9 protein-coding genes and 1 pseudogene are annotated in these 15,474 nt (G+C 31.3%); 4 read left to right on the plus strand and 6 right to left on the minus strand.

All coding sequences use genetic code 11. The annotated features are described in order from the left end of the window. Nucleotides 1–967 precede the first annotated feature (967 nt). Nucleotides 968–1,876 (minus strand): DUF6268 family outer membrane beta-barrel protein, encoded by a 909-nt coding sequence (locus RCH18_RS10180; RefSeq protein ID WP_326936649.1) that lies wholly within the window; start codon nt 1,874–1,876, stop codon nt 968–970. A gap of 292 nt (nt 1,877–2,168) precedes the next feature. Here RCH18_RS10180 and pafA point away from each other — a divergent pair, with 292 nt between their 5' ends. Continuing rightward, a complete protein-coding gene (gene pafA, locus RCH18_RS10185) occupies nt 2,169–3,785 on the plus strand; it encodes an alkaline phosphatase PafA (protein WP_326936650.1) in 1,617 nt (538 codons plus the stop codon). 77 nt (nt 3,786–3,862) lie between these two features. Here the strand turns inward: pafA and RCH18_RS10190 are convergent, their stop codons facing one another. From RCH18_RS10190 to gltD, 3 genes and pseudogenes are all read right to left on the minus strand, one after another. Further along, complete coding sequence (locus RCH18_RS10190; RefSeq protein WP_326936651.1) at nt 3,863–5,278, minus strand: alkaline phosphatase; 1,416 nt, start codon at nt 5,276–5,278, stop codon at nt 3,863–3,865. A 152-nt stretch (nt 5,279–5,430) separates the two neighbouring features. Further along, the gene (gene lysA / locus RCH18_RS10195) at nt 5,431–6,651 is read right to left on the minus strand and encodes a diaminopimelate decarboxylase (protein WP_326936652.1); all 1,221 of its coding nucleotides are present in this window, start codon (nt 6,649–6,651) and stop codon (nt 5,431–5,433) included. A gap of 296 nt (nt 6,652–6,947) precedes the next feature. Then, nucleotides 6,948–7,390, minus strand: a pseudogene (gene gltD / locus RCH18_RS10200) (glutamate synthase); the annotation flags it as partial. A gap of 364 nt (nt 7,391–7,754) precedes the next feature. Between gltD and sucC the strand changes: the two are divergent. After that, complete coding sequence (gene sucC, locus RCH18_RS10205; RefSeq protein WP_072990607.1) at nt 7,755–8,948, plus strand: ADP-forming succinate--CoA ligase subunit beta; 1,194 nt, start codon at nt 7,755–7,757, stop codon at nt 8,946–8,948. A gap of 188 nt (nt 8,949–9,136) precedes the next feature. Continuing rightward, on the plus strand, nt 9,137–10,702 hold the full coding sequence (locus RCH18_RS10210) for a protein adenylyltransferase SelO (RefSeq protein ID WP_326936653.1): 1,566 nt from the start codon (nt 9,137–9,139) through the stop codon (nt 10,700–10,702). Nucleotides 10,703–10,728: 26 nt separating this feature from the next. Here the strand turns inward: RCH18_RS10210 and RCH18_RS10215 are convergent, their stop codons facing one another. Together RCH18_RS10215 and RCH18_RS10220 are read right to left on the minus strand one after the other, a co-directional pair. Continuing rightward, entirely contained in the window at nt 10,729–11,256 is a 528-nt protein-coding gene (locus RCH18_RS10215) for a hypothetical protein (RefSeq protein ID WP_326936654.1), read from the minus strand. A 257-nt stretch (nt 11,257–11,513) separates the two neighbouring features. Beyond that, on the minus strand, nt 11,514–14,075 hold the full coding sequence (locus tag RCH18_RS10220; protein WP_326936655.1) for a zinc-dependent metalloprotease: 2,562 nt from the start codon (nt 14,073–14,075) through the stop codon (nt 11,514–11,516). Between the two features lie 317 nt (nt 14,076–14,392). On the opposite strand from RCH18_RS10220, the gene corA reads away from it, so the two are divergent. After that, entirely contained in the window at nt 14,393–15,463 is a 1,071-nt protein-coding gene (gene corA, locus RCH18_RS10225) for a magnesium/cobalt transporter CorA (RefSeq protein WP_326936656.1), read from the plus strand. Nucleotides 15,464–15,474: the final 11 nt, after the last annotated feature.

A 15,474-nucleotide genomic window follows, 5' to 3' on the forward strand; every position in this document is an offset into this window, starting at 1 on the left:
CCTGCGCAGATGGTACTGCAGTTATGTGGGAGAGTATGTCGTCGCCTTTCTTTAGAAAAACCCTTCACTTTGTGAGGGGTTTTTTGTTTATAAAAAATTGTAGTATGTGTGAGACTTGATAGGTGTCATTGCTGATAATTAGACAGTAGAATTTTATTGAAAAACCATGATTCTAACTAATTGGTGTTTTTTTGTTTACAAATGATTTCAGTATTAAGACTTACTGTTAGCTATTGAACCAACAATTAGCAGGCTATCCTTATCGCGCATTTAGGTAACTGTGATTATAGAAGATTGCAGAAATGTTACGCTTAACCTCTACTATAAAACTTTCAAAAAGTGATGTAATTAAATATTTTATCACTTTATGTATCTTATATGCTATCTTTTAATTTGCATTTTATAATGCCTTTTAAATATAAATAGTATTATATAATCATTTATAAATATTGCTGACCATAAATAATATTTGTTCCTTTAACTTTTTAAATAGATTGTCTTTCAAACACGAATCTTCATACCAATTTTTGATAACTAAATCTGTGGATACTTATGATCTGATATTTTAAATCATTTCTATTTTCATTCTTTATGGTATTTAAAAATCATTTTTTTTATTAATCTACCCTATAAAACTATATTAATCGTATTTAGTAGGAAATGCTATTCCAATCTCTTTAATTAATATTTAAATTCTTAATTAATTCATTTTTTTTCCTAGGTAATGGAGGAACCTTATTTAGATAAAAATACACCGCTAGAGCTGCTTTTTTAGTATTTCGGAGAAAAATATTATAAAAAAACTTCTGCTGACAAGAATTTAAAAAGATCCTTGATTGACAGTTTTATTTATTAATAATTGTAGAATTCCAATTTGACTTTTTACTGGTAGATCAATACTTTCTATCTTTAATGCTTCTTTCGTAAAAAATGTTTAAGAATTGATTTTATTTACTACTTGATTTTGCTATTTATTTGAAGAGATATTAAATCTATAAATAGCTTCTATTTTTATTAATACACTACTATTAAAACTGCTATTTAATCTAGTTCTATTATTTCCAAATTTTACTGGAGTCAATGAAAAATCTATTTTATCTTGAAGATCATAGACATAATAATCATTTGTCGCGTATCCCACCTTGAGTCTTAGCAAAAGATTTTTTATTAGTGAGTTATTTTCAAGATAAGTTGAAAACTCTAATGTGCTGTTTTCAGCATAGGTCGGCGGTCTCTTCTCATCATGTAATCTAAATGTTTCCGAGATTCCTTTATAATCGATTCCTAATTTTAAGTCATTATTTAAAATCATATTAGCATCGAAAATACCCGGCATCAAAGCAGTTATCTCGTATTTTAGGTTTGGACTTTTATAATATATTCCAACTAAAGGCGTGAAAAAGAACCCAAATCTCTCATTTCCTGTGTAAAAGCCAAACTTATAATTAAGGTCTTTACGGATCTTATTGGTCCAAAATGCTATTGCTCCTATGTAAATATCACTTGAATTTAAATTTTTATAATCTGATGCTATTACTGGTAATAATACATAGGTCCCTGTCCATTTATCAGAATGCTCAGTTGTAATTCCTAATTTTAGCCTAGTATAATATAGTTCTGAAAAAGATTCATTCGGAAACAATTTCAATCTCTTTATGCTGAAATCAAATCCTGTAATAACGGCTGTTTTTTCATTTAAAACAATAGGCAAAAGTACTTTTGAATCAAAGATAGATATTGATGTACTTTCTGAATTAGAAGAATATTTAGTATCTAACGATTTTGAATAGTTTATGCCTATAACATCCACATACTCTTGCGCGTTTCCAATTAAAGGAAAAACGATCAGAAGAAAAACAAGTATTTTTTTTACCATTCTATGATTTCGATTATTTTAAAATTTCTAAAATTATTATTAATTACTTTTTATAGTACTATTTGCATCAAACAAATATTTTTAAAGCAACTATTCATATCAATATTCCTCTGTAATAATAGTGTAGAAATACACCACAATTTATTAACTTTTATAAAAGTCACAACCATTTTTCTTTTTATTATCTATATATTTCAACTTGAAATATATATGCTGAGCCTATTTTCTGATTAATTTAGTCAGGGCTAAGTTAAACTTTAATTTGTATTTTTGTAAAATATAAAATTACGATATGAAAAAAATTTTAATGCTTTTGACATTGGTCATTACAGCTGGGTCTCAAGCGCAACAAAGACCAAAATTAGTAGTAGGAATTGTAGTTGATCAAATGAAAATGGAGTATCTATATCGATTTTCTGATGATTACACTGCAAATGGATTCAAGAGGTTAATGAATGATGGATATACTTTTCATAATATGCATTATAATTATATGCCCACTTATACGGCACCAGGACATGCAAGTATTTACACAGGAACTACACCTTCCACTCATGGTATTGTAGGGAATGATTGGTTTAATAAAGCAACGGGTAAAGATATGTACTGCACTGATGATGCTAGCGTACAAACCTTAGGCGACGGTTCAGATAAAGAAGGCGCAATGTCGCCAAAAAACTTATTAAGTACTACAATTACTGATGAGTTACGTATGGCTACTAACTTTAAAGGAAAAGTGATAGGTATAAGTATTAAAGATCGAGGAGCAATTTTACCAGCCGGTCATTTTGCAAACTGGGCTTTTTGGTACAGCAAAACAGGTTCATTTGTATCCAGTACATTTTATGGAGATGAATTACCAAAATGGGTAAACGACTTTAACCAAGAAAAAAAATACATGACCTATATCAATAAAGGTTGGAATTTACTCAAACCAATTGCCACTTATAATGAAAGTCTTTCCGATGACAATCCTTATGAAGGAAAAATAAATAAAGCTAAACCGCCTGTTTTCCCGTATGATCTAAGCGCTATTTATAAAGATAAAGGAGCTGATGTTTTGCGAACCACTCCTTTTGGAAATGATCTTTTGGCAGATTTGGCAATGAAAGCCATTGAAAAAGAGGAATTAGGGAAAGATGATGTTACTGATTTTTTGACCGTAAGCTTTTCGTCTACTGATTACGTTGGACATACTTTTGGACCTCGTTCTATGGAATTGCAAGACACTTATTTACGTTTAGATCAAACTATTGCTGATTTTCTAACTTATCTTGATAAAACTGTTGGTAAAAATAATTACTTGATTTTTTTAACAGCTGATCATGCTGGAGCCGAAAATGCTAATTATTTAAAAGACAATAAGTATAACGTAAAAAATATTCCTTCAAAACAAATTGTTTCCTCATTACAAAAATATTCAAATGAAACCTTTGGTGCTGATCTGATTTTAGATTATTCTAATTTTAATCTTTTCTTTAACAGAGATATTATCAAACAAAAAGGGTTGGAATTTACAAAAGTGAAGCAAAGTTTCAAAGATTTTTTAATGACACAAGAACAAGTAAAAAGGGTATATACAGAAGAAGAGATTTTAGCATCATCAGGTGGCGACTATTTCTTAAGCTTTATCGCCAGAGGATATGATCCAAAACAAAATGGCGATATCGTAATACTTGATAAAACAGGCTATATGCAATATTATGATACTGGAACTACACATGGCTCGCCAAATAGTTATGACACGCATGTACCATTACTCTTTTATGGATGGCATGTGCCAAAGGGTGAACTTCATTCTAAAAGATTAATTACTCAAATTGCTCCTACGCTTTCACAAATGCTGAAAATCCCATTTCCAAATGGTACAGAATCAGAAATTTTAGAAACGCTTTTTGAAAAGAAATAAAGCTAATTGCTATTTGTATTTAAAAAAAAACTCCTTTCGTAAAATATGAAAGGAGTTTTTTGCTTTGTAAAAGATATTTAAAACTTATTTTCTACTTCTGCCGCTTGTAACATTAAATAATGCAAATCGGTATTTTTTATAAAAGGTTTTAACAAATGACTTCCAGGTCCATACATTGCAAGTTCAGTATAATCAGCGGAGTGATCCATGCTAATCCAGCCCACCGAATTGTATTTCTTTTGGATATCAGCTAAAACCTTAAAAGGCAAATGCCTTGGATTATAAAGTCCGTCTTCCAATTTTATATTGGAATAAAAATTTAAGATCTCTTTAGCTTCCTCTTCTTTAACAATGGTTTTATTTGCATATTCAATTCTGTCAATCATTTGTGAAACTGTAGTTTCTTGACCAACTCCATTTAATATCCAATCATTAGTTTGTCTATAATTTTGAATACTATCAAAATTATCATCGGCATTTTTGCCATAGATAATTCCTGGATTAGCGTTACCGTGATCTGTAGTGATAATAACTAAAGTGTTTTTATCTTTCTCGGCAAAATCAATTGCAATTTTTACCGCCTCATCGTGAGCAACTTGATCATAAAGCAATCCTGCAATATCATTTCCATGGGCTGCCCAATCTACTTTTCCAGCTTCAACTTGCAGTACAAATCCACTTGGATGATCTTTCATTTTATCAATGGCACATTTTGTCATTTCGGCTAAGGTGGGAATAGCCTCTGTCAATTCTTTACTGCTTTCTCTGTCCTTTGAATATGGAAGTCCATCATTGTAAAATACACCAAGTATCGGTTTAGAATTATCGCAAGAAAGCATTTCTTTTTTATTTTTGATGACAGAAAATCCTTTATTCGAAAATTCCTTATACATATCTCGTTTGTCTTTTCGACTATCCGATGCGAAATAATTATTTCCGCCACCCATCATCACATCAAATTTTAAATCAAGATACATTTCGGCAATACTATCTTGACTATTTCTGCTTTTTGACGCGATACAAAATCCTGCTGGCGTGGCATGGGTAATAGGAACGGTAGTCACGCAGCCCGCCATTTTTCCCGCTTTTTTGAATTTTTGCCAAATAGGAAGGTGTTCTTCTCCATTAATACCAACATTTAGTGAGCCATTTTTAACTCGAAATCCACTTCCCCATGAAGAACTAGCCGCAGCTGAATCAGTTACAATGGATGAAGCTGATGACATATCCATCAGCGCGCGGGCAACTTTATTGTCTTTATACAACTGAATCCAGTTACTCCCTTTTCCTGTTTTTCTATTTAGATAAATATCAGCCATGTTTAAAGTCCCGATACTCATTCCATCGCTAACAATTACAATAATATTTTTAGCTTTTTTATTCTTATTTAATGTATCAAAATTCAGTTCTTTTGCATTTCCTTCAAAAGGATTTAAAAGTGTCGATCCAATGGCAAATAAAGAACCATTTTTAAAAAATTTCCGTCTATTCATGGCTTGTGGCGTTTAATAATAATCTCAAAAGTAATTAAACTACTTCATTGAATATGTTAACAACATTTTATTTTTCTATAAAATATGCAATTTGTTAAGACTACTTATTGCTAAAAAAATCCCATTTGTTCTAGCAAATGGGATTTTTCAGTTTATACAGTTTCTACTGCTTGAGGTAAAGGAATTTGATTTCTTAATATATCTTCAAATGTTTCATGAGCTCGAATTAAATGGCCTTCTCCATTCATCCACAACACTTCTGCTGGTTTATAACGGGAATTGTAATTTGATGCCATCGAATAGCAATATGCCCCCGCATTGCGAAAACTTAATATATCACCTTCTTTAATCTCGGCTATTCTTCTATTATTTGCGAAAGTGTCCGTTTCACAAATATATCCAACAACAGAGTAAAAACGTTCTTTCCCTTTAGGATGTGATATGTTTTCTATATGGTGTTGCGAACCGTAAAACATAGGTCTTATTAGATGGTTAAAACCACTATCAATTCCAGCAAAAACTGTAGATGTAGTTTGTTTTACCACATTAACTTTAGCTAAAAAACAACCTGCTTCGCTAACTAAAAATTTACCTGGCTCAAAAATTAAGGTTAATTCTTTTCCATACTCAACGCAAAAAGCATTAAATCTTTTAGATAATTTTTTACCTAACTCTTCAATATCAGTTTCAATATCATCTTTTTTGTAAGGTACCTTAAAACCACTTCCAAAATCTAAGAATTCCAAGTTTTTAAAGCTTTTAGCAGCATCAAATAATATTTCAGCGGCATATAAAAACACTCCAATGTCAAGAATATCAGATCCCGTGTGCATGTGAATACCAACAATATTCATTTTTGTATTTTCAACTATACGTACTAAATGAGGTAGTTGATGCACTGAAATTCCAAATTTACTATCAATGTGACCTACAGAAATATTTGCATTTCCGCCCGCCATCACATGCGGATTAATACGGATGCAAACAGGAACTTCTGGATATTTTGTACCAAATTGCTCTAATATTGATAAATTATCTATGTTAATTTGTACTCCCATAGCATTTACCTCTTCAATTTCCTCTAACGAAACGCCGTTTGGTGTATAAAATATTTTTTCTGGTTCATAACCAGCGTGCAATCCTAACATTACTTCTTGAATAGAAACGGTATCAAGACCTGATCCCATGTCTCTCAATAATTGCAAGATGGCAACATTAGATAAAGCCTTCATAGCATAATTAATACGCAGCTTACTTACTTTCGAAAAAGCTTTTGATAATCTATTGTATTGGAATTGTATTTTTTCGGCGTCGTACACATATACTGGACTGCCAAATTGTTCCGCCACTTGAAGTAAATCTTTTGATTGCATGATTATTTATTTTACGCAAATTTATTATTCTTTATTTAGTTTTACAAGATAATAAGCGATTATCACAAAATATAACAAAAAGTTACAAAACGTTTAAAAAATCGTAAGTTTTGTTATATTTTTAAGTATTTATATTTCTCAATTTAAACCTTTCAGCAGTATCTTACTAATAGCGAAATGACTTTAAAATAGCAATTTCACAATTTATAATTGCAGTGTATATTTTGGCTGATCTTTATACAATTGGCCTTCAATGAAAGATTATCACCACGTTCTTTGGGCATTATTAATTTGAATTACATTATTGGTAAATCATCTTTTTCTTTTGTTGGCAAATCAGTATATCCCATTAAATATTGGTCAATCTCTCTTGCGGCATCTCGACCTTTAGATATTGCCTAAACAATTAACTATTGGCCTCTTCGCATATCGTCTGCGATAAATATGTGTGGTTTATTGGTTTGATAATTGTTTTTAAAATCGACTTCTAAACCTAATTGATCACTTAATGTTTTTTGGGTCCTGTAAATCCTAAAGCCATTAACGCTAAATCGCAAGATCAAATTTTCTCTGATCCTTCTCTTTCCGTTAATTCAGGTCTTGATCCGGCAATCATTTTCCAAGCCACTTCAACAGTTTTTAAACCAATTAATTCGCCTTTATCGTTAGAAATGAATTCTTTAGTATTAATTAACCAATTTATATCACAACCTTCTTCATGTGAAGAGGATGTTTTTAATATAATGGCTAAACCGGCAAACAATAACTTTCATTTCGTTGTGTTTTCAGTGATTACCATTTACATAAACAAATAATTTAATTTAAACATATCTCGATACCTCGGTCAGTCTATTTTAATTATTGTTTTTTAACATAATATAGTCCCAGTCTGCATTTTCTTACCGCTATCACTTCACAGAACAATTTACATGACTTTCTTAATTTTAAATGTTAATGACATTTGATAAATAGATAGTCTATTTTAAACTAAATTGTAATATCTCTTTTAAACTTTAAAAAGATTTCTGTATTCAGATGAATTTTGCTATTTTTGTGGCACTTTTAATCTGAAAGAAATTCAGAAGCCAGACAAATTCTATATTATGAACATACACGAATATCAAGGAAAAGAGATTTTAGCAAGCTATGGAGTTCGCATTCAACGTGGAATCGTTGCAAACAGTCCAGTTGAAGCCGTTGCTGCAGCAAAACAATTAACTACTGAAACAGGTACAAGTTGGTACGTTGTAAAAGCCCAAGTTCACGCAGGTGGACGTGGTAAAGGTGGTGGAGTAAAACTTGCTAAAAATTTACAGCAAGTTGAAGAAATTTCAGAGCAAATTATTGGGATGCAATTAATCACTCCACAAACTTCTGCTGAAGGTAAAAGAGTGCATAAAGTTTTAATTGCTGAAGATGTTTACTATCCTGGAGAAAGTGAAACTTCTGAGTTTTATGTTTCTGTATTATTAAATAGAGCTACAGGACGTAACATGATCATGTATTCTACTGAAGGTGGAATGGATATTGAGGAAGTTGCTGAGCATACACCGCATTTAATCTTTACTGAGGAAATTGATCCTTCTGTAGGTTTACAAGGTTTTCAAGCAAGAAGAATTGCCTTTAATTTAGGTCTTTCTGGAAATGCTTTTAAAGAAATGGTAAAATTTATTGATTCTTTATACAATGCTTATATTGGATCTGATGCTTCGATGTTTGAAATTAACCCAGTGTTAAAAACATCTGACAATAAAATAATGGCTGTAGATGCTAAAGTAAATATCGATGATAATGCTTTATACAGACAAAAGAAATATGCTGACATGCGCGACATTCGTGAGGAGAATCCTATCGAAGTAGAAGCAAAAGAAGTAGGTTTAAATTATGTAGATCTTGACGGTTCAGTAGGATGTATGGTAAACGGAGCTGGATTAGCGATGGCGACTATGGATTTAATTAAATATGCTGGTTTTGAGCCTGCAAATTTTCTTGACGTAGGAGGAACTGCTGATGCAAAACGTGTTGAAACTGCTTTCCGTATTATATTGAAAGATCCAAATGTAAAAGCGATTTTAATCAATATTTTTGGAGGAATCGTTCGTTGTGATCGTGTTGCTCAAGGAGTTGTTGATGCTTATAAAAACATGGGTGATGCTATTAAAGTGCCAATTATTGTTCGTTTACAAGGTACAAACGCCGCTATTGCAAAAGAATTAATTGATAATTCAGGAATGCCAATTTTATCTGCTGTTGAGTTTCAAGAAGCTGCAGACCAAGTAAAAGCTGCACTTTCTTAATTAAAAAATGGTATGTATTGAAAAACCTGTTTGCATCAGCAAACAGGTTTTTTTTTGATTCAAATTTTTTGTTAGTAAGTTTAGTCGGCTCAAACTATAAAATTTTGATAAAATTCAATATGCATTCACAGTATCAAATACCTTTGTAGAAACCTATTTTTTACTAATCTGATAAAAAATCGTTAAAGATGAAACTTCACATTCAAAATAAATTCACTAAAGAGCTTCCAGCTGATGCCACTATAGAAAATTATCCACGACAAGTAGAAAATGCTGCTTTTTCTTATGTAGAACCAATTAAACCTTTAAAACCTGTATTAATTCACGCCTCAATTGAAGTGGCAAATTCGATAGGTATTTCACAAGAAGATATTAATGCAATAGAATTTTTAAATGTTTTTTCAGGAAACACCATTTATCCAGAAACCAAACCCTTTGCACTTTGTTATGCTGGACATCAATTTGGCAACTGGGCGGGACAATTAGGCGATGGTCGTGCCATAAATCTAACCGAAGTTGTTCACGAAAATAAAACATATACGCTGCAATTAAAAGGAGCAGGACCTACTCCGTATTCCAGAACAGCAGATGGTTTTGCCGTTTTGCGTTCCTCTATTCGAGAGTATTTATGTGCCGAAGCCATGTATTATCTAGGTGTTCCTACAACACGGTCGCTATCTTTAATGCTTTCAGGCGACCAAGTAGTGCGAGATGTTTTATATAATGGAAATCCTGCTTATGAAAGAGGAGCTATTGTATGTAGAATTGCTCCTTCATTTATTCGTTTTGGAAGTTTTGAGATGTTTGCGTCCAGAACAGATATTGTGAATTTGAGATTATTAGCTGACTTTACAATTAAAGAACATTTTCCACTTATAAAACAAGAGGGAGTCAATAAATATTTAGCGTTTTTCAAGGAAGTTACTCAAAGTACATTAGAGATGATCGTGGACTGGCAACGCGTGGGTTTTGTTCATGGCGTTATGAATACTGATAATATGTCTATTCACGGTATAACGATAGATTACGGACCTTACGGCTGGCTGGAAGATTATGACTCTGGCTGGACGCCAAATACTACTGACAGTCAAAATAAAAGATATCGTTTTGGAAATCAACCAGAAATTGCACTATGGAATTTATACCAATTAGCAAATGCTTTATATCCTTTAATTGAAGATGCTAAAGCGCTAGAAGCCATACTTGATGAATATAGTGTGATGTATGAAAAGCAATATTTATTGATGATGCAAAATAAACTTGGTTTGCAAGAGAAACGAGACAATGATTTATCGCTAGTAGAACAATTGACTCAATTGCTCGAAAAAGCAGAAACAGACATGACTATTTTCTTTAGGAATTTAGGTGCTATTAAAAAAGAAGAATCAACTATAACCGCTTTTGAAAAAATAAAAATTGCTTTTTATAATGAAAATGGTCTTGAGGACATTTTATTATCGGAATGGCATAATTGGTTAGAGAAGTATTGTGTTCGTATCCAAAAAGAGTTAATAACAGATGATGAACGCAAAGTCAAAATGAATTTAGTAAATCCTAAATATGTATTGCGCAATTATATATCACAATTGTCTATTGATGCTGCAGAAAAGGAGGATTATTCATTACTAATCGAACTAGTTGAAATGCTTAAAAATCCGTATGATGAACAACCTAAGTATGAAAAATGGTTTGCCAAAAGACCAGACTGGGCAAGAAATAAAGTGGGATGTTCTATGTTAAGTTGCAGTTCTTAATAGGTTTTAAAAAATTAGATTACGTTTTATTTAATCCCAATTGACTCGTGGCTTCTAAGTATAACGTTACTTTTTTCATCTATATTTTTCTTAGTTTTGGTTAAAATATTGATAATGCTAAACTCATTTTTATTCGCTCTTAAATTATAAAATTCAGTTGAATTAGTTACTTCAACTTTGAGAATATAATTGCGATCCAATAAAATAGAGTGTATGTCTTCTTTAACAAATTCTCCATTTATCATATAGAGAATATCAAGACTTTCGTTTTTTGTAAATTCATTTTTAATTTGGTTTAAATTTAAAAAAACGTAATCCTTTTCGTTTTTTGAAATGATGTAAATCTGACCATAGTATTTTTTATTATGAATTATCGTGTCATTTTTTTTCACAGTAACCGATGCGATTGACTCTGGATCAAAATATTTAAGTGTGGTTTGCGAGTGCAAACTAGAATCCAGAAAGATAGCTGCTTCTTTGGTTTCATTATTTTGCGCAATTACTATTATATTAGTAAGTAAGAATACAATAGATAGAATTGGTTTTATTTTCATTTTAATATATTACTCATTTAAATGCTACATTTTTATACAGGAAAGATAAGTTTTTATGTTTTATTATCGTAGCGTTTAAAATACAAATTAATATCTCTCTACTAATAAACGTGTCCTATCATAAATTACGTAAAAATTCATAAATATAGTTTTTAAACTGTTTAAGTTTTAATAGATAAGCCTGCAATCAAAAACACCATATAAAAAAAGGGAAAATAGTCAAACTACCTTCCCTTTTTTTTTAAATGTGCTTTATTTTATTTTGGATCTAAACCCTCATTAATTCTTGAAATTAAATCAAGGACATGATATTTAGTCATACGATCAGCTGTTTTTGGAACAAATAATCGCAAATTACTTCTTAAATCAATCAACTGACCTCTTGCTATCGAAGGTAAATCTGTTTGAGCAAGATTCACTCTTTTTGTAGTAAAGCCGTATGTTACACCTACAGGAACTGCTCTAACTGTGGCAGAACCCGGTTTTAATAATTCTATTAATTTATCAACATACACTTTTTGTATGTTTCTGCGATAGATGTCAATAGCCGTATTGCTTTTAACTTCAGAGAAAATACCTTTATTCAAGTCTGTAATTAATTCATCAACTGAATAATTGTCTTTACTTGCTGCTGATCCTTCCATTAGTCGCACCATTCGATCTCCAGCCATCAAACTAGATAAAGTAGCATCTTGCATCGCTTTAACTACTTCAACTCCATTTTCTGGATTAATTTTCGAAATTACGTTTTGATCTAATAACCATTTTGGAGTAGTAAACAATTGTGTATTTAAAAATAATACAGCGTCTTTTTGAATACTTTTTGGAACAACTGTAAATTGATTTCCTGTCATATCATAGGTTTTAGGAGAATCATAAATTCCACCTACGTTTTTAGTCACGTGACCCATATATCTTCTAAATTGGCCTGTAAGAGCGCTATAAAGATCATCGAGTTCGCTATAACTTTCTCCTTTTTCACTAGACCATTCTAATAAATTTGGAAGAATTCTTTTTAAGTTTTTGATCCCGTATTCAGAAGCTCGCATCGCATTATCACCAATATCTTCTGTTTGATATCTTGGATCATAAGGACTTGTTTCTGTTCCAAACCATAAGCGATTATCTTTATAAGCCTCTTTAGTCATTTCATTTAGAATCGCTTTTTCTTCTTTTTCTGTACTTACATCTTCAAAATAAGAATAACCCCATTTAATAGCCCATTTGTCATAATCACCTATTCTAGGAAATAAGTCAGTTACTCCATCTTCTGGTTGCGCAACATAATTAAAACGGGCATAATCCATAATAGAGGATGTATGTCCATTTTTAGCTTGGTACTCTTTGTCACGTAATTTTTCAACAGGTGTTGCTGCACTTGCTCCCATATTATGACGCAATCCTAAGGTATGTCCCACCTCATGAGAAGATACAAAACGGATTAATTCTCCCATTAATTTATCATCAAATTTCTTAGCTCTAGCCGCTGGATCAACTGCTGCCGTTTGAATTAAGTACCAATTTCTTAAAAGACTCATGATGTTGTGATACCAACCAATGTGACTTTCTAAAATTTCTCCAGTTCTTGGATCATGAACATTAGGACCGTAAGCATTTTGGATTTCAGCAGCAAAATATCGTAAAACTGAAAAACGGGCATCCTCAAGGCTCATTGTTGGGTCATTTTCAGGCCAATATTCCCCACGAATTGCATTTTTCCATCCAGCAGCTTCAAAGGCAATTTGCCAATCATCAATTCCTTGTTTGATGTATTTTTTCCATTTATCAGGTGTTGCAGGATCTATATAATATACAATCGGTTTCAATGGTTCTATTAGTTCGCCTTTTTTTTGTTTTTGAGCATCTTCAGCAGACTTAGGCTCTAAACGCCATCTAACTGCAAATACTTTTGAATCTGATTTTTGAGACTCCTCTTCAAAATTGCCGAATTGATTTGCAAAATAACCCACACGTGCATCAAATTCTCTTTTACGCATTGGTGTCTTTGGTAATAAGATCATCGATGTATTCATCTCCATCGTGACAACTCCCGCATCTAATGCTGATGGTAAATCAACGCCCACTTTTGGTGTTGGGGTAGTGTTGATTTTTGGTGGTGTTGTAGTAAATGTTTTTACACTTCTAATTTCAGTGTTGATTGGGAAACTACTCACTTTAGAAATAAAGGACCTATCTTTTTGAAATGTTTGAATGTTTAACATCTGCTTTTTAATAGGATCTAGTGAAAATGTTTGGACATCACCGTCGAATGTAGCCGATAAATCAACAACATAGCCTGTAATTTTTCCAGAAGCATCTTTATTATAGGCTAAAACATCATAATTTCCTATAATAGGATCTGAAGTTGAGTTTTTTACTGCTTGCGCCAAAGGCTTATTTTCATCAGGAGACATAATTACATAAGTAATTGAACGTAATAATATATTGTCGTTTAACCCTTTTTCCCAGCGAACAACTTGCCGATTAATTTCTTCACCACCAAATATTCCTCCACCAGCAGGTGTTTTAGAATAGCGCGTAATAGTCATTATTTCGCTACCAATAATAGTATCTGGAATTTCAAATAGATATTTTTTATCCATTTTGTGAACAGTTAGCAAACCCAGTTGTGTTACCGCTGATGTATCAATAACTTTGTTATATGGTTTTGGCTCTTTTTTAGTGTCAGCTGCTTTTGCCTCTGTTTTAGTAGGTTCATTTTTATCTGCTTTTTTCTTTTTACTGCTTTGTGCAACTGTGTCTTGAACTGAAGACAAAAAGAGAAACATCATAAGTACGGATAATGTTTTTTTAATCATTTAGTTGATAGAATTATAGTTAATATTTAATTTTAAGTGCTGAAATGAAAGAATCTTACATTTATTTATTAATTATTTTCAAATCTATAAATATATTTTGAATTCTAATTATATAGTAAATTAATTTTGTCAAATTAACAATTGTTTATCAAGTAATTTTAAAACTATTTTATGACATTTCTCAATAATAGGCTATTATTTTCTGCTTATTTTTGTTACTTAGTACACATTATAATAATCGTCATTTCAAAAAATATATATTGAAATAGAATATGTTTTGAAATAGTTCCAATTTTATAATACTATAAACTTTTTGAATGAGAAAAATTAAATATAAGAAAGGTCATAAATTGCATCCATATCATCTTGAATATACTGGGAATCATAAAAGGCAGGAATCTCAAATGCAATTATTTGTTTATGACACTGTAGATTTAATTGAATACAATGATTTTGATGTTTCAGATTTGCAAAAATGTATCAGCGTTCAAAAAACGAATTGGCTCAATATCCACGGCTTAAATAATCTTGAATTGGTTCAGGCTATTGGAGCCTATTTTTCAATTGATAGTTTTATGTTAACTGATATTTTAAATACTTCGAGAAGAACTAAATTAGAAGAATCAGCTGATGTTTTATTTTTTAATATAAAGTCTTTATTACCAGCTGCGGATTCTGACAATATAAATATTGAACAAATTAGTTTTGTTTTAAAAGATGGTGTTCTAATCTCTTTTCAAGAAAAAAGATCTGATTTTTTCACTCATATTCGGGAACGAATAAGAACACATTCAGGATTAGTGAGAACAAAAAAAGCCGATTATCTACTTTATATTCTGTTAGATGCGGTAATGGAAAATTTCTATATTACAATAGAAAATGAAGAAGATAAAGTGGAAGAATTAATTACTATTTCTAAAGAGAGCGCTGATCCATCAACGCTAGAGCGAATAGAAAAACACAGAGACAACTTTAATTTTTTAAAGCGATCAATAATTCCGCTTCGAGATTCACTTTATGGGATCAAGAGTATGAAAGATGATACTATTTATAGCGCAATTGAAATGGATAGTTTTGGTTTTTTTTCTCGACTGCATCAAAAAAGTTTAGAACTTTTAGAACAAATTGAATCTGATTTAGGTACATTAGAAAGTGCTTCTAATTTTTATTTTTCTTCACAAACGCACAAGATGAATGAAATTATGAAAACGCTTACTATAGTTTCAGCAATATTTATTCCGCTGACTTTTATTGTAGGTGTGTACGGAATGAATTTTGAATTTATGCCAGAGTTGCATTATCGCAATGGTTATTATACAGTCATTGGGATAATGATACTAATTGGAATTGCGATGTTAGTTTATTTTAAAAAAAGGAAATGGTTTTAATTAAATAACAA

Source organism: Flavobacterium sp. PL11 (assembly GCF_035985025.1).
In the GTDB taxonomy this organism is placed as follows: domain Bacteria; phylum Bacteroidota; class Bacteroidia; order Flavobacteriales; family Flavobacteriaceae; genus Flavobacterium.

Bases quoted from the DNA above. Each gene is read 5' to 3' on its own strand.
- RCH18_RS10190 (WP_326936651.1), bottom strand. From the start codon at position 5,278: ATGAATAGACGGAAATTTTTTAAAAATGGTTCTTTATTTGCCATTGGA.
- corA (WP_326936656.1), top strand. From the start codon at position 14,393: ATGAGAAAAATTAAATATAAGAAAGGTCATAAATTGCATCCATATCAT.
- RCH18_RS10180 (WP_326936649.1), bottom strand. From the start codon at position 1,876: ATGGTAAAAAAAATACTTGTTTTTCTTCTGATCGTTTTTCCTTTAATT.
- pafA (WP_326936650.1), top strand. From the start codon at position 2,169: ATGAAAAAAATTTTAATGCTTTTGACATTGGTCATTACAGCTGGGTCT.
- sucC (WP_072990607.1), top strand. From the start codon at position 7,755: ATGAACATACACGAATATCAAGGAAAAGAGATTTTAGCAAGCTATGGA.
- RCH18_RS10210 (WP_326936653.1), top strand. From the start codon at position 9,137: ATGAAACTTCACATTCAAAATAAATTCACTAAAGAGCTTCCAGCTGAT.
- lysA (WP_326936652.1), bottom strand. From the start codon at position 6,651: ATGCAATCAAAAGATTTACTTCAAGTGGCGGAACAATTTGGCAGTCCA.
- RCH18_RS10220 (WP_326936655.1), bottom strand. From the start codon at position 14,075: ATGATTAAAAAAACATTATCCGTACTTATGATGTTTCTCTTTTTGTCT.
- RCH18_RS10215 (WP_326936654.1), bottom strand. From the start codon at position 11,256: ATGAAAATAAAACCAATTCTATCTATTGTATTCTTACTTACTAATATA.